General features: G+C 67.0%; 22 protein-coding genes. 4 read left to right on the top strand and 18 right to left on the bottom strand.

What is annotated here, in order from left to right; translation table 11 throughout:
• Nucleotides 1–60: 60 nt before the first annotated feature.
• The 4 genes from VIK36_RS17595 to VIK36_RS17580 form a co-directional block, all read right to left on the bottom strand.
• Nucleotides 61–693: a DUF305 domain-containing protein gene (locus VIK36_RS17595; RefSeq protein WP_324642963.1), complete on the bottom strand. Its 633-nt coding sequence runs from the start codon at nt 691–693 to the stop codon at nt 61–63.
• 55 nt (nt 694–748) lie between these two features.
• On the bottom strand, nt 749–1,219 hold the full coding sequence (locus VIK36_RS17590; protein WP_324642962.1) for a hypothetical protein: 471 nt from the start codon (nt 1,217–1,219) through the stop codon (nt 749–751).
• Between the two features lie 32 nt (nt 1,220–1,251).
• Nucleotides 1,252–3,402: a heavy metal translocating P-type ATPase gene (locus VIK36_RS17585; protein WP_324642961.1), complete on the bottom strand. Its 2,151-nt coding sequence runs from the start codon at nt 3,400–3,402 to the stop codon at nt 1,252–1,254.
• 83 nt (nt 3,403–3,485) lie between these two features.
• Nucleotides 3,486–3,842, bottom strand: a complete 357-nt coding sequence (locus VIK36_RS17580; RefSeq protein ID WP_255173147.1) for a heavy-metal-associated domain-containing protein — start codon at nt 3,840–3,842, stop codon at nt 3,486–3,488.
• A gap of 270 nt (nt 3,843–4,112) precedes the next feature.
• Here VIK36_RS17580 and VIK36_RS17575 point away from each other — a divergent pair, with 270 nt between their 5' ends.
• Nucleotides 4,113–4,793 (top strand): PAS and ANTAR domain-containing protein, encoded by a 681-nt coding sequence (locus VIK36_RS17575; RefSeq protein WP_324642959.1) that lies wholly within the window; start codon nt 4,113–4,115, stop codon nt 4,791–4,793.
• Here VIK36_RS17575 and VIK36_RS17570 read toward each other — a convergent pair.
• Genes VIK36_RS17570 through VIK36_RS17560 form a run of 3 tightly spaced genes read right to left on the bottom strand, consistent with a single transcriptional unit; the run spans nt 4,790 to nt 6,957 of the window.
• Nucleotides 4,790–5,407, bottom strand: a complete 618-nt coding sequence (locus VIK36_RS17570) for a hypothetical protein (protein WP_324642958.1) — start codon at nt 5,405–5,407, stop codon at nt 4,790–4,792. The genes VIK36_RS17575 and VIK36_RS17570 overlap by 4 nt on opposite strands.
• Nucleotides 5,408–5,459: 52 nt before the next feature.
• Entirely contained in the window at nt 5,460–6,161 is a 702-nt protein-coding gene (locus VIK36_RS17565) for a class F sortase (RefSeq protein WP_324642957.1), read from the bottom strand.
• A gap of 22 nt (nt 6,162–6,183) precedes the next feature.
• Nucleotides 6,184–6,957, bottom strand: a complete 774-nt coding sequence (locus tag VIK36_RS17560; protein ID WP_324642956.1) for a hypothetical protein — start codon at nt 6,955–6,957, stop codon at nt 6,184–6,186.
• 234 nt (nt 6,958–7,191) lie between these two features.
• On the opposite strand from VIK36_RS17560, the gene nhaA reads away from it, so the two are divergent.
• Complete coding sequence (nhaA, locus tag VIK36_RS17555) at nt 7,192–8,544, top strand: Na+/H+ antiporter NhaA (protein ID WP_324642954.1); 1,353 nt, start codon at nt 7,192–7,194, stop codon at nt 8,542–8,544.
• 10 nt (nt 8,545–8,554) lie between these two features.
• Here nhaA and VIK36_RS17550 read toward each other — a convergent pair whose 3' ends face one another.
• The 9 genes from VIK36_RS17550 to VIK36_RS17510 form a co-directional block, all read right to left on the bottom strand.
• A complete protein-coding gene (locus VIK36_RS17550; protein ID WP_324642953.1) occupies nt 8,555–8,815 on the bottom strand; it encodes a hypothetical protein in 261 nt (86 codons plus the stop codon).
• A 109-nt stretch (nt 8,816–8,924) separates the two neighbouring features.
• Nucleotides 8,925–10,082, bottom strand: a complete 1,158-nt coding sequence (locus tag VIK36_RS17545) for an ABC transporter ATP-binding protein (protein WP_255173140.1) — start codon at nt 10,080–10,082, stop codon at nt 8,925–8,927.
• Nucleotides 10,079–11,668, bottom strand: a complete 1,590-nt coding sequence (locus tag VIK36_RS17540; RefSeq protein WP_324642952.1) for an iron ABC transporter permease — start codon at nt 11,666–11,668, stop codon at nt 10,079–10,081. Before VIK36_RS17540 ends, VIK36_RS17545 begins: the two co-directional genes overlap by 4 nt.
• Nucleotides 11,669–11,672: 4 nt before the next feature.
• A complete protein-coding gene (locus tag VIK36_RS17535; protein ID WP_324642950.1) occupies nt 11,673–12,728 on the bottom strand; it encodes an iron ABC transporter substrate-binding protein in 1,056 nt (351 codons plus the stop codon).
• Nucleotides 12,729–12,910: 182 nt separating this feature from the next.
• Nucleotides 12,911–13,489, bottom strand: a complete 579-nt coding sequence (locus VIK36_RS17530; RefSeq protein ID WP_324642949.1) for a hypothetical protein — start codon at nt 13,487–13,489, stop codon at nt 12,911–12,913.
• Nucleotides 13,490–13,501: 12 nt separating this feature from the next.
• On the bottom strand, nt 13,502–14,650 hold the full coding sequence (locus VIK36_RS17525) for a zinc-dependent alcohol dehydrogenase (RefSeq protein WP_324642947.1): 1,149 nt from the start codon (nt 14,648–14,650) through the stop codon (nt 13,502–13,504).
• Between the two features lie 194 nt (nt 14,651–14,844).
• On the bottom strand, nt 14,845–16,578 hold the full coding sequence (gene ctaD / locus VIK36_RS17520; protein WP_255175647.1) for a cytochrome c oxidase subunit I: 1,734 nt from the start codon (nt 16,576–16,578) through the stop codon (nt 14,845–14,847).
• Between the two features lie 35 nt (nt 16,579–16,613).
• On the bottom strand, nt 16,614–17,516 hold the full coding sequence (locus VIK36_RS17515; RefSeq protein ID WP_420716222.1) for a cytochrome c oxidase subunit II: 903 nt from the start codon (nt 17,514–17,516) through the stop codon (nt 16,614–16,616).
• Between the two features lie 144 nt (nt 17,517–17,660).
• A complete protein-coding gene (locus VIK36_RS17510; RefSeq protein WP_255173135.1) occupies nt 17,661–18,383 on the bottom strand; it encodes a VIT1/CCC1 transporter family protein in 723 nt (240 codons plus the stop codon).
• A 290-nt stretch (nt 18,384–18,673) separates the two neighbouring features.
• On the opposite strand from VIK36_RS17510, the gene VIK36_RS17505 reads away from it, so the two are divergent.
• Nucleotides 18,674–20,035 carry a phenylacetate--CoA ligase family protein gene (locus VIK36_RS17505; RefSeq protein WP_324642946.1) on the top strand — a complete coding sequence of 454 codons (1,362 nt, stop codon included), beginning with the start codon at nt 18,674–18,676 and terminating at the stop codon, nt 20,033–20,035.
• Between the two features lie 31 nt (nt 20,036–20,066).
• Here the strand turns inward: VIK36_RS17505 and VIK36_RS17500 are convergent, their stop codons facing one another.
• A complete protein-coding gene (locus tag VIK36_RS17500) occupies nt 20,067–20,303 on the bottom strand; it encodes a hypothetical protein (protein ID WP_324642945.1) in 237 nt (78 codons plus the stop codon).
• Nucleotides 20,303–20,560 (bottom strand): hypothetical protein, encoded by a 258-nt coding sequence (locus tag VIK36_RS17495; protein WP_224026932.1) that lies wholly within the window; start codon nt 20,558–20,560, stop codon nt 20,303–20,305. The genes VIK36_RS17500 and VIK36_RS17495 overlap by 1 nt, the downstream gene beginning before the upstream one ends.
• Before the next feature lie 309 nt (nt 20,561–20,869).
• Here VIK36_RS17495 and VIK36_RS17490 point away from each other — a divergent pair, with 309 nt between their 5' ends.
• On the top strand, nt 20,870–22,015 hold the full coding sequence (locus VIK36_RS17490; RefSeq protein WP_324642944.1) for a glutamate--cysteine ligase: 1,146 nt from the start codon (nt 20,870–20,872) through the stop codon (nt 22,013–22,015).
• Nucleotides 22,016–22,084 lie beyond the last annotated feature (69 nt).

The raw sequence follows: 22,084 nt of genomic DNA, 5'->3' as shown, positions 1-22,084 counted from the left end.
CGGCGGTCTCCCGGGGACCGCCGCCGCGCCGTCCATATCCGCTGGTCCGCGGACGTGCGGCTACAGCGCAGCCAGCAGCTGCTTCATCTGGGTGATCTCCGCCTGCTGGGCGTCCACGATGCCATGGCCCAGCTTCACCGCTTCCGGGGACTTGCCGGCACTGATCTCCTGCTGTGCCATGTTGATGGCGCCCTCGTGGTGGCCGATCATCTGCTCCAGGAACAGCTTCGCGGCCTCGGTCCCGCTGGCTGACTTGAGCTTGTCGATGCCGGCATCGTCCACCATCCCGGTCATGCCGTGACCGGAGTGGTCACTCATGGCGGTGGGCGCGCCCCAGCCCGACAGCCAGCCGGTCATCTGCTTGATCTCCGGTGCCTGTGCCCCCTTGATCCTGGTGGCCAGCGCGGTCACCTCCGCCGGCACATCGGACTTGGCCAGGACGATGTCGCTCATCTCCACCGCCTGCGAGTGGTGGGGGATCATCATCTGGGCAAACATGATGTCCGCCTGGTTATGGTCGTCACCTGCGCTGGGCAGGTTGCCGGCGCTGGGCATGCTGCTGGACATGGCGCCGGAGCTGCCGTGGTCCATGGGCATGCTGCTGCCGGAGCCGGCGTTGGCGGCGCACCCGGCGAGGCCGAGAGAAGCTGCCAGGGCAGCAGCAATGGAAAGGGTCTTGAAAGTGGTGTTCATGGTTGTCCTTCAGGGATGTAGTGGAACTGGGCCGTGATGGGAGGCGCAGTCCGCTTTACGTCCGGCTGATGGACAGGTCGCAGGGCGTGGGGCTGGGCGGCAGGTAGTCGTAAGCCGCGCCGGGCCTGCTGGCTGACGGCAGCAGCGGCAGGACGGCCAGGGTTGCCTGTGGCGGGGAAAGGGTGACAGGGCCGCTGGGCGCCGATGGGACGCAGGGCGCCCCCGATTCCTGTGCCCCCGGGCAGGAACCACCGCAGGCCGAAGAGGCAAGCTCCTGCATGTCCGCGGCGGAGGCGGCCGGCGTGTGGCCGGCATGATCAGGACCGGCAGAATGCGCGACGACGGTATGCCCGGCAGCTGCCGAATGCGGCATCGGGCCCGGGGCCCTTTCGCCCTGCGATACTGCCCCGTGCGAGGCGTGCCCGGAAGTCAGCACGTGCATGCCCAGCAGCCCTGCGATGACGGCAAGGGCGGCGGCGAACAGCCAGGCTCGGCGGAGGAGGGACGCCACGGCTCGGGTGGTCATGGCGGTCCCTCCTTCCAATCGGTCTGCAGTGCTCAACGTGCCTCGGACGGGTTCAGTTTCAGGCGGCGGAGCAGCTGGGCGTTCAGGGCCACCACCACGGTGGAGGCGGACATCAGCACCGCACCGGCCGCGGGGGAGAGGACCACCCCGGCGAAGGCAAGCACGCCGGCGGCCAGTGGCACGGACAGGACGTTGTAGCCGGTGGCCCACACCAGGTTCTGCCACATCTTCCGGTAGCTGGCGCGGGACAGGTCCAGCATGGACAGGACGGCACGCGGATCGTTTCCGGCCAGCACCACACCGGCGGATTCCACCGCGACGTCGGTTCCGGCGCCGATGGCGATGCCCACCTCGGCCCTTGCCAGGGCAGGGGAGTCGTTGACGCCGTCGCCCACCATGGCCACCTTCAGCCCGCGGGACTGCAGCTCCGCCACCTTCTTGTCCTTGTCGGCGGGCAGGACCTCGGCGAACACCTCATCGATGTCCAGGTCCGCGGCCACGGCCTGCGCCACCTGGTGCGCGTCCCCGGTGACCATGGCCACCTTGATGCCGCGCCGCTGCAGGGCCGAGACGGCCTGCCGTGACTCCGGCCGCACCGCATCCTCCATGCTCACGGCACCCAGGACAGTGCCGCCGTCGACCACGTGCAGCACGGCGGCGCCGCGGTCCATCCATGCCCGGGTGCTGCGCGCCAGCGCGTCGGGTTCGACGACGCCGAGTTCGCGCAGGAGCGCCGGCCCGCCCACGTGCACCGTACGGCCGTCCACGCTGGCCCGCACGCCGCGGCCCGTCAGCGACGCGAAGCCGGTGGCTTCAGGCAGTGCCAGGTTCCGTGCCCTGGCGGCCCGCACGATGGCCCTGGCGACAGGGTGCTCGCTGTCGGACTCCACCGCGGCGGCGAGTGCGAGTACGGCGTCGGCGTCCGCTCCGTCAGCTACGGCAACGTCCTTCAGTTCCGGTTCGCCGGTGGTCAGCGTGCCGGTCTTGTCGAACAGGACCACGTCGATGGTGCGCATGCGCTCCAGGGCCATCCGGTTCTTGATCAGCACCCCGGCACGGGCGGCCTGTTCCGTGGAAATGGCGATCACCAGTGGGATGGCCAGCCCAAGGGCGTGCGGGCAGGCGATCACCAGCACGGTGACGGTGCGGGTGACGGCGTCGGGGACGCTTCCCAGCAGCGTCCAGGCGATGAAGGTCAGGACGCCGGCGCCGGCGGCAAAGTAGAAGAGGAAGGCGGCGGCGCGGTCTGCCAGGGCCTGGGCGCGTGAGGACGAAGCCTGTGCTTCCTCCACCAGGCGCTGGATCCCGGCCAGTGCGGTCTGGTCCCCAACGGCGGTGACCCGGACGCGGACGCTGCTGTCCGTGGCCACCGTTCCTGCCACCACCGTGTCCCCTGCGCCGCGGGCCACGGTCTTGGATTCGCCGGTGATCATGGACTCGTCGAATTCGGCCTGCCCCTCCACCACGCTGCCGTCGGCCGGCATGCGGGCGCCGGGGCGGACCAGGACCAGGTCCCCGGGGCTGAGTTCAGACACGGGAACGGTTTCGGTGCCGTTGTCCGTGATGCGTTCAGCCTCGTCCGGCAGCAGCGCGGCCAGGGCATCGAGCGCACCCTGCGCGGTCCCGAGCGCACGCATCTCAATCCAGTGGCCCAGCAGCATGATGGCCACCAGCAGCGCCAGCTCCCACCAGAAGTCCAGGTCGAAGCCGCCGATCCCCAGGCTGGTGACCCAGGACGCGGCGAACGCCACGGTGATGGCCATGGCGATCAGCAGCATCATTCCCGGCGTGCGGTCTTTCAGCTCCTGCAGGCCGCCCTTGAGGAACGGCTGGCCGCCGTAGAAGAAGATGACGGTGCCCAGGACAGGCGGAATCCAGGCGGAACCGGTGAACTCCGGCGGCATGTAGCCCAGGAGGTGGCCCATCATGGGGCTGAAGTAGACCACCGGAACGGCCAAGGCCAGGGTCAGCCAGAACCTGTTCTTGAACATGGCAGTGCTGTGCCCGGCGTGCTGGCCGTGGGTGTAGACGGTGTGGTCGTCGTCGCCGTGGATGCCGTGCTCTGCGTGTCCGGCGTGTTGTGGATATGCGGCACCGTGGGCCGGCGGCTCGGTAAGCGTGCCGCTGGGCGGCTGGTGGTCGTCCGGAACGCCCTCATTATGCATGTCGTGATGGTCGTGCATTACTCCTCCTTCGGAGGCAGTCGCTGCCCGTCAATACCCGGGCTGCGGAAAATGTAGGGGCCGCGCCCAAAGCGCGGGCTGTCTCAGGCCAGGGTGTAACCGGCGTCAGTTACGGCCTGCCGGATGTCGGCGGCATGCGCCGAGCCGGTGACGGCCAGCCGCGAGCTGCCGCCGGGCACCAGGTCCACCGAGGCCGAGGTCACGCCCGGAAGGGCAGACACTGCGGTTTCGACGGACCGGACGCAGTGCCCGCAGGTCATGCCCGCCACCGCGTAGTTCCGTTGGGCGGACGAATCGGCGGGGGCATTGACGACGCCGGCCGGGGAGTCATTCGCGGCAGATGCGGGCAGGGTGCTGGACGGCTGCGCAGCGCCGGCGGGGGCGCAGCAGCTGCAGCCGGAGGATGCGAGGGGGAGCTGGGGACGGTTCCCGGTGTTCATGTCAGTTCCAATCCGTTGAGGGAATCAAGGGGCGCTGGGGTTGAACGGCTGTGAAAGGCCGGTGCAGGCACCGGCCGGCACATACCACTTCACTGACAACACCGCCAATATACCCCCCTGGGGTATGCGAGTCAAGCGCCATAGCGTATTTTCACCGGGACTTCCATAGGACCTCCCGCACTACCTTCTGTTGTCGCGGGCGACCATACTGGAAGGAGCGAGGACAGAGCCGGCCCGCTGGGGGTTGGCGTATCCGCGGGAGGTGGACCTGTGACGGAGCTCAGTGACCTGTACACGTATTCGAGTGCCCTCGGGGACAGCGAAAGTGACGCCGGCACCTTCAGGGTGGACATCGGACCGGCAGGCCCAACCTTCCACTGGTCGGACGGGATGTACCGGCTGCACGGTTACCGCCGTGGCGAGGTCGTGCCCACGATGGAACTGCTCTTCGCCCATAAGCATCCCGATGACCGGGGGCGGTGCGAGGAAATTGTGACGCAGGTGTCCACCACCGGCGGGTTCTTCTGCATGTACCACCGGCTGGTCGACGCGCACGGCAGGACCCGTCGCGTGCTGACCTCCGGTGAGGCTTTCCTCGGCCCGGACGGGACGGTGGTGGCGCTCGAAGGCGTGACGGTGGACCTCAGCCGGACGCTGCAGCGCGAAACCGAAGAAACAGCGAAGGAGGCGGTGGCGGGCGCCACGGCAACCCGCACAGTGATTGACCAGGCCCGGGGGATCCTTATGGGCCAGCTGAAGCTTGGCTCCGATGACGCGTTCCAGATGCTGGTGAGCACCAGCAGCCACCGGAACGTCAAACTGGTGGTGGTGGCGGCGGAACTGGTGAAGCTTGCCAATTCCCCGGAGGCGCGTACCTACCTGGACCGTGCCGTGCGGGCCATCCAGCTGCACAGCCGGCCGGCCCATGCCGGAGGCCGCCGGGCCGGTTAGTGGTGCTCCACCCAACACGCCAGGATGGTGGTGGACAGCTGATAGGCCAACTCGTTGGGGCTAATGGCATGTGGGCCCACTGCGGCCGGAAGCGCGGACGCGTCCACCTGCAGCACAAAATTGTCCTTTTGGAAGACCGCGGATCCTGCGGTCTCATAAGCGGGGAAACCCAGGTTGGCCAGCCCCTCAATGGGGGTGGCATCAGTGGCGAGTGCCTGCATGGCATCAAAATATGTCCGTGCCTTCGCCTGGTCAGGAGCTTCCTGCACCGAAATTGTCAGGGCGCCCTCAGGCAGGTGATAGGTGCACGTGAAGGTGCTGTTGGCCCAGCTGCTGACGGTATGCGGATTCTGGCTAAGCGACAGGATGGTGGTGAGCCTGTCCATCGGCTGGTCGCCACACACCATCTTGGCGGCTTCGCTGGGACCTGCGGTGCTTGCTGGAGGGGAGGCAGTGGCGCTGCCGTGGTGGCCGGCATGCCCGCCCGAGGCCGGTCCCGCTGAGGCAGGAGACTCAGCCGGCGCCGACGGCTCTGTTGATCCCGCCGCTGCGGCACAACCCGAAAGCAGCAGGGACAGCGCCAGTGGCACCAGCAGGGGAATGCGGTTCTTCATGACTTATCCATCCTTGCCGTCCTGTTGTGGCGGCCGGTTGTGAGCTGTCCGTTCAGGCTTTGAGCTTGGCGAAAATAACGTAGTTGTCATCGAAGAGGCCGGTGGCGGGGTCATAGCCGTCGCACGTGATGAGCCTCAGTTCCGGGCCTGCCGTATTTCCATAAACCTCTACCGTGGGGAAACTGTCCTTGCTGTAGAGGGCGCCGCGTTCCACTGTGAAGGTGGCCGTACTGCCATCGGCCCGCGCGACATTGACGTCGGATCCCGGCGCGAGTTTGCGGAGGTCGGCGAAGACACCCTTGTGGCCGCCCAGGGCATTGACGTGACCGAGAATCACCGACGGGCCGCCCTCTCCCGGAGTTGGCGAGCCGTTGTACCAGCCGGCGGGGGCACCATTGCCAGTGTCCTCCGGTACCTCCAGAGACCCGTTTGTGCGCAGGCCCAGGCTGAGCAAATCGGTGCGGAGGCCAATCGACGGAATGTCCAGGACCACGGGTTCGGACCGCGGCAGGGAATGTCCGACGGCGGCAGGTGCGGCCTCTCCCGGCGGGCCGCCGGGTGCAGACGACGGCGGCGAAGCGCCGGACACGGACGGAGCCGTGACGCTGGAGGGCGGGGTGGGCGCCGAAGGGGCAGGGCCGGCGTCGGACGTTCCGGGCACGGTGCCGCAGCCTGCCAAGGTGAGCAGGAAGAGAAGCCCGGCAGCCGCGGGAGCCCGGAGGCTCCCGCGGCTGCCGGAATTCAGGAAGAACACAGCGTGGTCCAGCCGGCCGGACTTAGGCTGCTGAACCGGAACCGCGGCGGCGGACTACGTAGGCCCCGCCGGCAGCCGCTGCCAGGACCAGGCCGCCGCCCAGGGCGAGGGTGCCGGCATCAACGCCGCCCGCCTGCTGGGCTACACCCGTATCGGCGCCGCCCGCCGGCATCTTCATCTGGCCGGCCTTCAGGGTGCCGCACAGGGCGGGAGAGGTGGCGGCGAGTGGGAGGCTCGGAACGAGGTCGGACTTGGCGGCCTGCCCGGCGGGGCTGAGGGTGGCGGGATCCAGCCCGTGGACAACCACCACCGCGGTGCCGGCTTCCAGCGCGGCCTTGGTCTCGGCGTTGAGGTCGAACGTGCGGTCAACGGTGTAGCTGGCTCCCTGGCCGGCGAGCTTTAGGTCAAGGCCCGCGGCGGGGCTGGTGTCGCCGCTGGTGGAGAGGGTGGTCACGATCCCGCCGTAGCCCGGCGCGCCTTCGGTGGTGGAGACGACCCCGTCGCCGTCCTTGTCGGCCGACGGTGCAGGGCACGTACCCTGGGCGCCGCCGTGGATGTGCTGCACGTGCGGGTAAGGGGCGTTGTTGAAGGTCGGGGCCAGCCCGGAGACCTTAAGGACGGCGTGGGCCTGGTTGCCGGTGACATCCACGGTGATGGTGCCTGAGGCCGAGCTGCCGTTGATCTGGGACAAGGTGGACTGGTAGGTGTGGTCAGCTGCGGAGGCGGGGCCACCGGCGAGGGCAAGGGCGCCCAGGGCCAGGGTGGGAACTGCGAGGAATCGAAGTGTCTTGTTCATCGGAAAGCATTCTCCTCATGCGTGTGACGGTTTGCCCCGGATGAGGGACATTAATGGTTCGGTGCCACAGGTGTTCGAGGATGGGTCTTTCTGTGAACTGCCCCACAAAAACCTGATATTTCTGCCGGAGTCGCTATTTAGGGGCCAGCTGCCACGCCCCGTAGAATGGACGAAAGGTGCGCCGGGAAGTCTGGTCGGCATGGATTTGTCGAACCCGGATTTAAGGACGCCCGCATGAACACGACCCCGCCCACCCCGCGCCGGAAGACGTTCTTTGGCTCCACCGTCTTTTCCCGCGGCAGTTACGCCGAAGCACTGCGGATCGGTGAGATCCTCCGCAAGGAGACGGTGGGCGGCGCCCTCCTGGTGGCTGCTGCCGTTATTGCGCTCATCTGGGCCAACTCCCCGGCGTCGGACAGCTACTTTGCCCTCCGGGACTTGAAAGTGGGCTACGCACCATGGCACCTGGAACTGAGCCTCGGGGCGTGGGCGGCGGACGGCCTCTTGGCCATCTTCTTCTTCCTGGTGGGGTTGGAGCTCAAGCGCGAATTCGTGGCCGGTGACCTGCGCCAAATCAGCAAGTCGATAGTTCCGGTGGCGGCCGCCGTGGGAGGCGTGGCCGTCCCGGCGGCGATCTACGCCGTCGTCAATCTTTCCAGTCCGGAAACGCTCCGCGGCTGGGCCATTCCCACGGCAACGGACATTGCTTTTGCCGTTGCCGTCCTGGCCATCATCGGCTCGCACCTGCCCAGCGCCCTGCGGATCTTCCTGCTGACGCTGGCCGTAGTGGATGACCTCATCGCCATCACCATCATCGCGTTCTTCTACTCCAGCGATATCCAGGCCACCCCGCTGCTCCTGGCGCTCATCCCGCTGGCCATCTACGCCTTCCTGGCCCAGAAGTACCGCCGGTTCTTCGGCCGCCACGCAGCCGCTGCCTGGCTGATCCTGCTGCCGCTGGGTGGCGTGACCTGGGCCCTGGTGCACGCGTCGGGCATCCACGCCACCGTTGCCGGCGTACTCCTGGGCTTCGCCGTTCCCGTGATCCGGTCGCAGGCCTCCGGCGGCCCCGAAGCCGGCCCCGGGCTTGCCGAGATTTTCGAGCACCGGTTCCGGCCCATCTCCGCCGGCGTGGCCGTTCCCATCTTCGCGTTCTTTTCCGCCGGCGTGGCCGTGGGCGGCTGGGAGGGCCTGGGGTCAGCACTGTCCGATCCCGTGGCGCTGGGCATCATCCTGGGCCTGGTCCTGGGCAAGCCGATCGGCATCATGGGCACCACCTGGATCCTGACCAAAGCCACCAGGGCAAGCCTGGACAGCTCCTTCAAGTGGATCGACGTGTTCGGCGTTGCGCTGCTGGCCGGGATCGGATTCACCGTCTCCCTGCTGGTGGCAGAGCTCAGCTTCGGCCACGGCAGCCTCCACGACGACCATGCCAAGGTGGGTATCCTGGCCGCCTCACTGATCGCCGCGCTGCTGGCAACGGCTGTCCTGCGCACCCGCAACCGCCAGTACCGGATCGCTGAAGAGTTGGAGCAGGTGGACTCTGACCACGACGGCGTCCCGGACGTCTACCAGGAGCGCACCTGACGCTCCCGCGCTAGGCGGTGGCGAGGGGCTTGGCCGGAGGCTGGGGTTTGGCTGAAACCTCCAGCGTGACCGGAGGGTCCACGTGGCGGATCTCCAGGGCCTCCGGGTCCAGCAGCTTGCGCGTGCCGGTCCGGGCGTCCAGGATCCAGAAGAGTTCCAGGGCCGGGACGACGCCGGTCACCCGGCCTTTGTGGAAAAGCCTGCCCCGGTGCCACGCCTCGATCTGGTCCCCGATGCGGAGCTGGGCGGTGCCAAGTCCTTGTGCCTCCATAATGGGCTGCCTCCTGCTGTTGTATCCCCGTAAGCCCAGCTTGCCGTGGACAGGTTGCCGCAGTGTTTCCGCCCGGTGTTTTTTCTGTGACACGTGTGGCTCGGGAGGACTACTCGTCCATGGGGAACGCGACGGCTTCGCCCACCACCCGCAGGCACAGCTCCATGCCCGGACGGGCGATCGAGGCGTTCCAGTGCCGGATGGTGATCACTTCGCCGCCGCCCGGGTAGCGGTGGTCGGCGTGCTCCGCCACTTCCTTTGGCACGTTCAGCTTCAGCCGCACGGTGGTTTCGGGGCCGAAGTAGTCCGTGTCCACCACCACGCCGCGGATGGGGCCGTCCTCGGCGATGCGGATCTGCTCGGGCCGCAGCATCAGCTGCACGCGTCCTTGGGCCGGGGGCCGGCGCACGGGGATCGCGCCCAGCGAGCAGGTAGCCAGCGTTCCTTCCAGCCACGCGTCCAGGATGACAGCGTCGCCCAGGAACTCGGCGGTGGCCCGGTCCGCAGGGCGGGTGTACACCACAAAGGGATTGCCGATCTGGGCCAGCTTGCCGCCGCGCATCACGGCCACCTGGTCCGCGAAGGAGAGTGCCTCGGCCTGGTCGTGGGTGACCAGGATGGTGGTGACGCCGGCCTCGGCCAGGACCTTGGCCACGGCGCGGCGGGTGGCCACGCGCAGCCCCGCGTCCAGGGCGGAGAACGGCTCGTCAAGGAGCATCAGCTCCGGTTCACGGGCCAGCGCCCGGGCCAGGGCAACCCGCTGCTGCTGGCCGCCGGAGAGCTGGTGCGGCCGGCGCTTGGCCATGGAAGCATCCAGCGACACCATTTCCAGCAGCTCCGCCACGCGGGCGGTGACGGCGCGGCGGCCGCCCTCGAGCCTGGCTGCGTTGAGGCCGAAGGCAACGTTCTGGCCCACGGTAAGGTGCGGGAACAGGGCGCCGTCCTGGGCCACGTACCCGATCTGCCGCTTGTGCGCCGGAAGCCAGGCACCGTCACCGGCCACGGTGGTGCCGTTGAGCGAAATGGTCCCGGTGTCCGGGTGTTCGAACCCGGCGATCAGGCGCAGGAGGGTGGTCTTGCCCGAACCGGAGGGGCCCACGATGGCGGTGGTTCCGCCCTTGGCCACCGACAGGTTGACGCCCCTCAGGACCGCCTGTGATCCGAAGTTCTTGGTGACGTCCGTGATCTGCAGGTGGCTGTTGGTGGTTGCGGCCACGGAGGGTGCCACCCGAGGCTCGGGCAGCCTGCGGGTTGAGGGTGCTGTCACTGTCCGGCTACTTTCTTGGACTGTTGGAAGAGGAGGTAGGTCATGGGGGCGGAAAGCACGATCATCAGCAGCGCGTAGGGCGCGGCGCCGGCGTAGTCGATCTCGCTGCTCTTGCTCCAGAACTCGGTGGCCAGTGTCCTGGTGCCGTTGGGGGACAGGAGCAAGGTGGCGGTGAGCTCGTTGGCGATGGCCAGGAACACCAGGGCTGCCCCGCCGGCTGCTGCAGGGGCAGTGAGCCGCAGGGTCACGCGGATGAAGGCCAGCAGCGGCGGCTTTCCGAGCGCCTGGGCGGCCTCGTCCAGTTCCTTGGGGGCCTGTGCGAGTCCGGCCCGCAGGTTCACCAGGGCCCGGGGGAGGAACAGGAGCACGTACGCCGCAACCAGCAGCCCCGCGGTCTGGTACATCCCGGGCACCATGCGGATGCTGACGGTAACGAACGCCAGCGCCACCACAATGCCGGGCATGGAGCTGGTGACGTAGTTGGACAGTTCCAGGGACTTGCTGAACCAGCCGGGGTGGCGCACGGCGAGGTAGGCCATGGGGAAGGCCACCACGGTGGTGGCAGCGGCGCCGGCGAGCCCGTAGCTGAACGTGGTGACGAGCGCCGGGAGGAATTCGGATGCTGTCCAGACGTCCGCCCCGCCGGCCAGGATCCAGCGCAGCACGAAGTACAGCGGGAGGCCGAAGGCCAGGGCGGTCAGCGCCAGCAGGAAGATCTGGGCGGGGATCTGGTACGCGTGCAGGGGCAGGCGCAGTGCCTTGGCCTGAACGCCTGAGCCGATCCGGGCGTAGCGCGCGGAGCCGCGGCTGCGGACTTCCGCGAGCAGCAGGAGCAGGCAGAAGAACACCAGGACGCTGGCCAGCATGTTTCCCGCCGCGCCGTTGAAGGTGGACTGGTACTGGGTCATGATCGCGGTGGTGAAGGTATCGAACCGGATCATGGCGAACGCGCCGTATTCGGCCAGCAGGTGCAGCCCCACCAGCAGCGCCCCGCCGGTCAGCGCAATCCTGAGCTGGGGAAGGACCACCCGGAAGAAGGTCCGCCAGGCACCGAGCCCCAGCGCTGCGGCGGACTGCTCAATGGCGGGGTCCAGCCGGCTCAAAGTGGCTGCGGCCGGGATGTACACCAGCGGGAAATAGGACAGCGTGGAGATCAGGATCCCCGACCCCAGCCCGCCCAGCGACGGGATGGCCGAGACCCAGGCATAGCTATTGACGAACGCCGGGACGGCCAGCGGGGCGGCCAGCAGCACGGCCCACACCCGGTGGCCGCGCAGCCTGGTCCGTTCCACCAGCCAGGCTCCCGCCACGCCAAGCAGCAGGCATAGCGGGATGGTGGCGGCCATCAGGAGCAGGGTATTCAGCAGCAGTTCCCCCACGCGGGGCCGCAGGATGAGGCCGACGGCGGTATCCCACCCGGTTGCCACCGTCATGTAGGCCACGTACCCCAGCGGGACGAGGGAGAAGAGGGCGATCAGCACCGCCAGGACGGACACCGCGGAAACGCCGAAAGGCGGGCGGGGGCTGCTGCCCCGGCCCGCCGTCGTCGTGCCCGCCCTGGGGGGAGCCGATAGATCGGAGGTCACGGAATTAGAGTAGTCCGGCCTGGGTCATCAGATCGGTGACCTTTTCGGAGTTAAGCTTGGCGGCGTCAACCTTGGGAGCCTGCAGGTCCTTGATCGGAACCAGCTTGTCGTTGGCGGGGACGTCGGAGCCGATGGCGTACTCGAAGGACGTACCGTTCTTGAGGACTTCCTGGCCCTTCTTGCCCGTGATGAACTTCAGGAACTCCTGCGCAGCGGCAGCGTTCTTGGAGGACTTGAGCACGCCGCCGCCGGAGACGGACAGGAACGCGCCGGGGTCCTGGTTCTTGAAGTAGTACGGGGTGACGTTGTTGGAGTTCTCGCCTGTCTTGGCCTGGTCGCCGTAGTAGTAGTAGTGGTAGATCAGGGCGGCGTCCACTTCACCGGCGTTGACGGCCTTCATGGCCGTGCTGTTGCCCTTGTAGGCCTTGGAGTTTTCCTTCATGCCCTTCAGCCACTCCTCGGTGGCGGACTCGCCCTTCAGTTCCAGCAGCGCTGAAACGATGGCCTGGAAGTCTGCGCCCGTGGGGGATGCGGCCCACTTGCCCTTCCATTCAGGCTTGGCCAGGTCAAGCATGGACTTGGGGAGCTGGTCCTCGGTGAGCTTGGTCTTGTTGTACACCAGGACGGTGGAGCGGGCGGCGATGCCCGTCCACTTGCCGGTGGACGGTGCGAACTCGGCGGGAACCTGGGCCAGGGTGTCCTTGTTGACGTCCGCGAACAGGCCGGCGTTCTCAACCTGCGTCATCGCGGGGGAGTTTTCCGTGAGGAACACGTCCGCAGGGGAGGCCTGGCCTTCCTGGATGATCTGGTTGGAGAGCTCAGTGTCCGAGCCCTGGCGCATGGTCACCTTGATGCCGGTTTCCGCCGTGAAGGCGTCCACCCATTCCTTGGTGAGGCTTTCGTGCTGGGCGTTGTACACCGTGATCCCGCCGGAGGCGGCGCCGTTGGAGGCGGACGACGAGGTGCCGCCGGCAGGAGTGCCGCCGCCGCAGGCGGTCAGGCCGAGAGCTGCTGTGGCGGCGAGTGCGATGCCGGCCAGCGCGCTGTTGCGGATCTTCATTGAGGCTGCTTTCGGTGGGGAAAAAAGTCTGCTTGAACCTAAGTCCTATTAGGCAACACGAATGTTGCCTATGTCAGGAAACTGTAGGGTAGGCAAACCTAAGCACCAAGCCGGAAAGCGCTTTAAGTGACGAGGTTCACATCAATTACGAAACCACGACGTGACGTAATTATGGGCTCTTGTTAGTGGCCGCGGCGGACGGCCCGCAGCACTGCGGCACCGGCCAGCCCGGCCAGTACCCACGGCCCGGCAACGATCACCGGGTCCATCCAGGAGTGGTTCGCATCCACCCGTTGTCCGGCCCGGGACGCCAACCCGTGGCCGGAGAACTCGCTGCCGATCCCCGTTTCGGTCACAGGGTTGTCAGGGCGCAGCGAGGCGAAGGACGCCAGGTGGTTTTCCCAGGCGTCCACGCGGTCCGCGGCGATCAGCAACAGCCAGTGCGCCGCCCGGCCTTCGCTGTACCTCCCGTAGGCGTACCGCCGGATGGCGCCGGAGGCCCCCTTGAGGGGGACCGACGTGCCAAAAGCGGGTGTCAGCATGGCGTGCTCGATGGACCGTTCACGCGGTTGGTCCTCAGGCTGCCGGTCCGGGAATTTCCAGTGCGCTCCGGTCGCGATGCCCGGCTGTTCCCGGGGGAACGACGGCCGGTCCTTTGGGTCCAGATCAACGCCCCAGCCCGGGATGCGGGCGCGCAGCGCCACCGAGGCCTCGGGGGTGGCGGACCTGCCGGCCATGTATGGGGTTGTCGGTTCAGTCATGGTGCACTCCCTTTAGGCTGTGGCGGAGATGATGAGCGGCTTGACGATGTTGTCCAGCTTGGCCGAGAAGAGGTGGTACCCCTCGGCTATGTGCTCCAGCGGGATCCGGTGCGTCACCAGGTCGCTGGGCTTCAGGTATCCGTTCCGGATGTGCTCGAACAGTCGCGGCCACTGCCGTTTCACCGGGCACTGGTTCATCCGCAGCGTCAGGCCCTTGTTCACGGCGTCCCCGAATTTCACGGCGCTGAAGATGGGTCCGTAGGCGCCCACCACGGAGACTGTTCCGCCTTTCCGGACCGAGTCGATGGCCCAGTTCAACGCCACCGGCGAGCCGCCCTGCAGCTTCAGCTTTGATGCCGTGACGTGCTGCAGGAAGTTTCCGTCCGCCTCGGCCCCCACGGCATCAATCACGACGTCGGCGCCCAGGTAGTCGGTTTCCTTCTTCAGGTGCACCACGATGTCGTCGTACTCTGCAAAGTTGAACGTCTCGGCGTGGGCGAAGTCCCGGGCCTTCTCCAGGCGGTAGTCCAGGTGGTCGATGACGATGACGCGGCCGGCGCCCATCAGCCAGGCGGACTTGGCCGCGAACAGCCCCACGGGTCCCGCGCCAAACACCACCACGGTGTCGCCTTCCACGATGTCGCCCAGCTGCGCCCCGAAGTAGCCGGTGGGAAGGGCGTCGGTGAGCAGCACGGCGTCCTCCTCATCCATCCAGTCCGGGATCCTGCCGGGCCCCACGTCTGCGAACGGTACCCGCACGAACTCTGCCTGGCCGCCGTCGTACCCTCCGCAGGTGTGGGAGTAGCCGTAGATGCCGCCCACGGCCGTCGCATTGGGGTTGACGTTGTGGCAGTTCGAGTAGAGGCCGCGGGAACAGAACCAGCAGGAGCCGCAGTAGACGTTGAACGGCACCATGACGCGGTCACCGGGGATCAGGTTCTGCACCGAGGAGCCCACCTGGTGCACCACCCCCACGAATTCATGGCCGAACGTGCTGCCCACCCGCGTGTCCGGCATCATGCCGTGGTAGAGGTGAAGGTCGGAGCCGCAGATAGCCCCGGTGGTCACCCGGATGATCGCGTCATTGGGGTGCTCGATCTTGGGAATGTCTTTTTCTTCGACCCGGATCTTGTAAGGGCCGCGGTACACCATTGCGCGCATTCGTGCCGCCTCTGTGCTTGGCCGACAGTGGGAATGCCCCTGGGAGGAACAAACCCCGTTGCTTGAGGCCCACCGCGATCTTCACAGGCTTCCATCCGCGGGGAACGAGGTCAAGGGTACGTGGGCGGCTTGGGATGCGGGACGCCGGATAGGGGGACTGGCCGCGAAGGGGGGTGCCTCGACAGCCAGGCCCGCTACTTGTTCGGGTTGGGGTCGTGGACGTCGCGTTCCCCGATGTCCGCCGCCCCCAGGATGCTTTCCCCTGGTGCGTCCTCGGAGGGATGGAGCCGGATGCTCAGCTCGGGATGGTGCAGATCCAGAGCGGGGCGCTCGGACCGGATGCGGGGCAGGGAGGTGAAGTTGTGCCGTGGCGGCGGGCAGGACGTGGCCCACTCAAGGGATGCGCCAAAGCCCCAGGGATCGTCCACAGTGACCTTCTTCCCGGCCCGCCAGGTGATGAAGACGTTCCAGAAGAACGGGATCAGGGACGCGCCCAGCAGGTAGGAGCCAATGGTGGAGAACTGGTTCATGAAGGTGAAGTTGTCCTCCGGCATGTAGTCCGCGTACCGCCGCGGCATGCCCAGGACGCCCAGCCAGTGCTGGATCAGGAACGTGGCGTGGAAGCCCAGGAACAGCATCCAGAAGTGGATCTTGCCCAGGCGCTCGTTGAGCATGGTGCCGGTGAACTTGGGCCACCAGAAATAGAACCCGGCGAACATGGCGAACACCACGGTGCCGAACACCACATAGTGGAAGTGCGCCACCACGAAGTAAGTATCCGAGACGTGGAAGTCCATGGGCGGCGAGGCCAGGATGATGCCCGTGAGGCCGCCGAAGAGGAACGTGGCCAGGAACCCCATGCTCCACAGCATGGGCGTCTCGAAGGTCAGGGAGCCGCCCCACATGGTGCCGATCCAGTTGAAGAACTTCACGCCGGTGGGCACCGCGATGAGCATGGTCATGAACGCGAAGAACGGCAGGAACACCGCGCCCGTTACATACATGTGGTGGGCCCATACCGTCACCGAGAGGGCCGCGATGGCGATGGTGGCGTACACGATGCCTTTGTAGCCGAACAGGGGCTTGCGGCTGAACACCGGGAAGATCTCGGAGACGATGCCGAAGAACGGCAGCGCGATGATGTACACCTCCGGATGGCCGAAGAACCAGAACAGGTGCTGCCAAAGGATGGCGCCGCCGTTGGAGGGATCGAAGATGTGCGCACCGAACTTGCGGTCCGCGCCGAGGGCGAACAGGGCGGCGGCCAGCGGCGGGAACGCCATCAGCACCAGGATGGCCGTGACCAGCGTGTTCCAGGTGAAGATCGGCATCCGCCACATGGTGAGGCCGGGGGCGCGCATGCAGATGATGGTGGTGATGAAATTGACCGAGCCCAGGATGGTGCCGAACCCTGACAGCGCCAGGCCGAAGACCCACAGGTCACCGCCGATGCCCGGGGTGAAGGTGGTGTTGGACAAGGGTGCGTAGGCGAACCAGCCGAAGGATGCAGCGCCCTGCGGGGTGATGAAGCCGGACACGGCGATGGTGGAGCCGAAGAGGAAGAACCAGAACGCCAGCGCGTTCAGGCGGGGGAACGCCACGTCGGGCGCGCCGATCTGCAGCGGCATGATCACGTTGGCGAAGCCGGCGAACAGCGGGGTGGCGAACATCAGCAGCATGATGGTGCCGTGCATGGTGAACAGTTGGTTGTACTGCTCCTTGGTCTGCAGGATCTGCATGCCGGGCTCGAACAGTTCCGCGCGGATGAGCAGCGCCATGACCCCGCCCGCGCAGAAGAACACGAAGGACGAGATCAGGTACATGTAGCCGATGGTCTTGTGGTCAGTGGAGGTGATCCAGTTGACCACAAGAGCGCCCTTGGGGCGCCGGACCACTGCCGGCGCAGCCGTGGCCGCAGTTCCGCCCATTCTCTGGCCTGTGGTGGTCATTACAGTGCCGTCCTTTACTGTGCTGGTTCCATGGCCTGCGGTGCAGGGGCTGATATCGGCGCCCTGTCGAAGTCCGTGCCCAGGTTGCCGGTGTTTCCCTTCGCCTTCAGGTCGGCGATGTGGCTGTCATAGTCCTGCTGGCTGACCACCCGGACCTTGAAAAGCATCTCGGAGTGGTACTCGCCGCATAGTTCGGCGCACTTGCCCATGTATTCGCCGATGCGGTTGGGGGTGATGCTGATGTACGGGTTGTACTGTTCGTGGCCCGGGTAGAGGTCGCGCTTCTGCAGGAAATCCACCACCCAGAACGAATGCTGCACGTCGCGGGACTGGAGATGCAGCTCCACTTTCTTGCCGACGGGAAGGTAGAGCGTGGGCAGCCGGTCCGGCGCGCCATAGTCACCGGTCAGGTGGGCCTGCTGTCCGGCGTCCTCGTGGACCTGCTCCTTGACGTAGTTGAAATCCCAGGACCACTGTTTGCCGAAGACGTCGATCACAACGTCCGGGTTGGGGTAGCGCTCGTCGATGGCCCGCTGCTCCCGGTCCGTGAAGACGAACAGGACCCCGATGACGATCAGCGGGATGGCCAGGTAGAAGACTTCCAGGGGGAGGTTGTAGCTCAGTTGCGGCGGAAATCCCACGGTGTTCTTCCTGCGCCGGTAAGCCACGATGACCCAGATCATCAGCCCCCAGGTGATGATGCCAACCACCAGTGCAGCGATCCAGGAGTTGACCCACAGGTCCGTGATCAGCTCGGTGTTGTTGGTGGTGTCACGGGCACCGGGAAGGAAGCCACGGGACACCAGGTCGGAGCAGGAGGTCAGCGCGGGCAGGGCCATCAGGCCCGCGGCCAGTGCCGCGAAGCGCCGCACGCGGTTCTTCAATGGTCTCTTACCCACCTGTGGTCCCTCCGGCATGCTCCCGAAGCCCAACTGCATGAGCCCACCGCGGGCCCGGAAGGACCAGCGGCTGTGTGGTTCACCCTACGCGCGGAGGTTGCTGATGTGAAGGGGTTTTGCGGCCGTACGGACTGACAGTGGGACAGGCGGAGTGACGGGCTGCTAGGCGATGCCGGTGGTGCCCAGCAGGCTGCCCACCGCGAAGGTGAACGCCATCGCCAATGCCCCGCCCACCACCAGCCTGATGGTGGCCTTGCGCTTGGAGCTTCCGCCGATCTTGGCGCTGACGGTCCCGGTGAGGGCCAACGCCAGGATGACCGCAACAAATGTGACTGGGATCCGGGCTTCCTCCGGCGGGAAAATGATGGCCAGCATGGGCAGGATGGCGCCGACCGTGAATGCGATCGCAGAGGCGAAGGCGGCGTGCCAGGGGCTGACCACTTCTTCTTCGTCGATGTTCAGCTCGGCGGACAGGTGCGCCTTCAGTGCGTCCTTTGCCGTCAACTCTTCGGCAACAGTTCGTGCGGTGGCTTCGCTGAGGCCCTTCGCCTGGTAGATGTGGGCAAGTTCGTCCAGTTCGCCTTCCGGATCGTCCCGGAGCTCCTGGCGCTCCTTCTCAATCAGCGCACGCTGGCTGTCACTCTGGCTGCTCACGGAAACGTATTCGCCCAGGGCCATGGACACGGCACCGCCCACTACAGCGGCGGTGCCCGCCACCAGGATGGGCGCCAGGTCGTTGGTCACGCCCGCGACGCCCACCACGGTTGCCGCGACGGAGACGATGCCGTCGTTCGCGCCCAGTACACCGGCCCGCAGCCAGTTCAGGCGTGCGGCCACGCTGCTGTCGTGGGGCTCATTGCGGTTGAGCTTGAGGGTTTCAGACATGCTGGCAGTAAAACACTGCCACGCGCCCTGCGCCACGAAGGTTTGCATCCCCTTACCCGAAAGGCTTGAAGAGGCACGTCGGAGGTGCGTCCCGGGCCCGCCGATGCGCGGGGACCTATGACCCTGACGCTGCTGGGGCGGGCCGCGGAAGATCAACACTGGGAGTGTTGCGACTTCAAGGCCGGAAGGGGCAGTGCCATGATGTATTGGGACCACGACACGGGCCACGGGGAGTTAGACGAGGGCGAATGCAACGCCGGGCCGGCCGTGCTTCGATGCGGCAGCCTGCCATGAACGTCCGTCTCCTCTCGCAGGTGCTGTCCCTTCGGGCGGCATGGCGCCGCAGGGACGGGTGGGATCCAGCCCGGATCGCCGCCCACCAGGAACAGGCGCTGCACCGGCTGCGCGCGGCAACCTATGCCGGCTCGGAGTTCTACCGGCACCGGCACGCCGGTCTGCACGACGCACCGTTGCAGGAATTGCCGTCCGTCACCAAAGCGGACCTTATGGAGCACTTTGATGAAGCGATAACCACGCCGGACCTGAGCCGCGCCGCTCTTGAAGACCACCTGCGTGCCCTCACGGCAATCGGTGGTGATCCCGGCCGGCCGTTCAGGGGGCGATGGTGGGTTGCCGCGACGGCCGGGACCACTGGCGGGCGGGGGATATTTGCCTGGAACCGCTCCGAGTGGGCCTCGGTCCTGGCATCCTACGCCCGGGCCAACGACTGGGCCGGAATCGCACCCAACCCGCGCCGCCCACTGAAGACGGCGCTGGTGAGCTCCCGGGCGCCCAGCCACCAGTCCGCCGTCGTGGGTGCCTCTGTCCGGTCCCGGCTGGTCCCCACGCTCCGCCTGGACGTCACAGCACCCATGGAGGAGACGGTGGCAGCGCTCAACCGGTTCCAGCCCAGGGTGCTGGTGGGATACGCCTCAGCCTTGGGGCCGCTGGCGGCCGAGCAGCGGGAGGGGCGGCTGCATATTGCACCCCAAGGCATCATGTCTGCTTCCGAAGTGCTTACCGCCCAGGCTGCGGCCGAGATGCAGGCGGCCTGGGGAACCGCCCCGTTCGACGTCTATGCCGCCACTGAAACAGCCGGGATCGCTTCCCCCTGCGCCTACCGGAACCGGCATGTGTACGAGGACCTGGTCATCGTGGAACCGGTGGACCCCGCAGGCAACCTGGTTCCGCCGGGAACCACCGGGGCGAAGCTGCTGGTGACCGTGCTGTTCTCCCGCACGTTGCCGCTGATCCGCTACGAAATGTCGGACACCATCAGGCTGGACGGGCGCGGCTGCCCCTGCGGCCGGTCCTTCCAGCTGCTCGAGGACGTTGAAGGACGCCTCGAGGACGTCCTCCAGCTCGCGGGCAGGAAAGGCATCGTCAGTATCCACCCCAACGTCTTCCACCTGGTGCTCGACGACGTGGCAGCCTCTGGATGGCAGGTGCTCCAGGAAGCCTACGGACTGCGCGTCCTGGTCACAGGCCTGGTCCCCGGAGCCTCCCTTGAGGGAGTGCGCACGGAAGTGGCGGCAGCACTGGAGGCAGCAGGCGTGGCCGGCCTTTCCGTGGATGTGCAGGCGGTGGACCGGCTCGAACGCACACCCCTGGGCAAAGCGCCCTTTGTCCGGGCACTGCGGAGATCGCCCTGACCCGGCCAAGGCCGGCCAGTCGGGGAGGCCATCAGTCCGGGACGGGGCTTTCCTGGTCCGGGATCTCGATCTGGAAGCCGCAGGCGCAGCGCAGCACCCTGGTGGCCAGGTAGACGCCCAGGACTTCCGGGACCTGTCCGTAGGTGCCGTGGATGCTGCGCATTTCGGCTCCGCTGGCCGTCATCACCTGCCCACAGTGGACGTAGTGACCGTCGTGGACCAGCGCGTCGCACACGTCCTTGCGCCGGCTTCCGGAGTACCCGCCCATCACGCGACGGCCGGGTAGCTGCTGAGGATGTAGTCGGCCGCCGCAGGGCCGGTCATCCTGAGCCGGGAGTTCCGGACGTCCACGCCGCAGCGCAGCATCCCGGCGCGGAAGGCCTGGTCCGGCTTGGGGCTCAGGCCGTGCAGCGCCGCCCAGCTGACATAAAGGCCGTAAAGGCAATCGGGGCCAAGGGGGGAATCACCGGAGGGATCGGGCGTGGTTGCTTCATCAAGGAATTGCTGGAAATGCGAGGCCGACATGCTTGGCTCTTTCGCTCTTGCATAAGGCGCTGCCGTTGGGCTACAGCAGCTGCTCCCGCTGGGCCTTTGCAGAAGGGCCCGGGAGGACGGGTATGGCGCCCGTCACAGTACAAATTTACCTGCGGGTAGGTCTGAAGTACAGCGGAGGCGCGTCGGGCGGCACCCCTTCCCACCCATTGATAAGGGTGCTTATTATTATCTTCTTCCGACGGGGTGTGAAGGGCATGGACGTCCAGGTGGACCGTGCGGTCACGCTGGGGTGCTTCTGGAAGGAACTTGCAACGGTGCAGGGGATAGGGGACGACGACGATGGACACCTACGGCAATGACGGCACCGGCGGCGCGGGCGCAGGCAGGCGGACGTTCGGCATCGAAGAGGAGTTGCTCCTGGTGGACCCCGGAACCGGGGAAGCAGTCCCGATGGCAGGCGCCCTCCTTGACCTTTACGTCCGTCCGCTGGAGGCCGCGTCCGGGCCAGTCCTGACGGCCGAGTTCCAGCAGGAAATGATCGAGGTGGTCAGCCCGCCGCACGCCACCTTGGCAAAACTCGAGCAGGACATCGTGGCCGGTCGCGCCATTGCCCACCAGGCGGCCGAGGACGTGGGCGTCAGGGTGGCCGCGCTGGGAACCTCCCCGCTTCCTGCCGATCCCCATCCGGTGCAGCTGCGCAGGTTCCGGGCCATGATGGAGGAGTACGGGCTGACCGCCAGGGAACAGCTCACGTGCGGCTGCCACATCCACGTCTCGGTGGAGTCGCCGGAGGAGGCCGTGGCCGTGCTGGACCGGATGCGGAACTGGCTGCCGGTGCTCGTCGCGCTGAGCGCCAATTCCCCGTTCTGGCACGGCCAGGACAGCGGCTACGCCAGCTACCGCTCCCAGGTCTGGAACCGCTGGCCGTCCGCCGGACCGCTGGAACTCCTGGGCACCCCGGACTCCTACCACCAGCTGGTGCATGACATGGTGAGCACCGGCGTGGCCATGGACGAGGGCATGGTCTACTTCGATGCCCGGCTCTCCCGGCACTATCCCACGGTGGAGATCCGTGTGGCAGACGTATGCCTGCGGCCGGAAAACACGGTGCTGCTGGCGGGAATCGCCCGGGGACTGGTGGAAACCGCTGCCAGGGAATGGCGGGAGGGGATCGACCCCGTGTCCGTCCCGTCGGCGCTGCTCAGGCTGGCGGGCTGGAAGGCGAGCCGGTGGGGCCTGCGGGGTGAGCTGCTGGATCCCCAAACGCACCGCCCCGCGCCCGCGCTCGCCGTCGTGAATTCACTGCTGCACCACGTCCGGGGCGCGCTGGAGGACATGGGTGACCTGAAGCGGGTGGAGGAGCTGGTGGACAGGCTGCTGGCCGACGGCACCGGCGCCGTGCGGCAGATGGAGGTGCTGCACCGCACCGGGGACCTGGAGCGGGTGGTGGAGGACGCGGCGGACTGCACGCTCGCCACCCCATAGCGCCCCGGCCGTCTCCGCAGCCGGGTGCGCCGGAGCGCTCTTGACCCTCTTCAGGCCCGGGCGTATACC

Origin of the sequence: Pseudarthrobacter sp. LT1, assembly GCF_035621795.1 — a bacterium.
Lineage (GTDB): Bacteria > Actinomycetota > Actinomycetes > Actinomycetales > Micrococcaceae > Arthrobacter.
The sequence above is the reverse complement of the archived record's forward strand: the minus strand, read 5'-3'. Positions and strand labels throughout refer to the sequence as shown.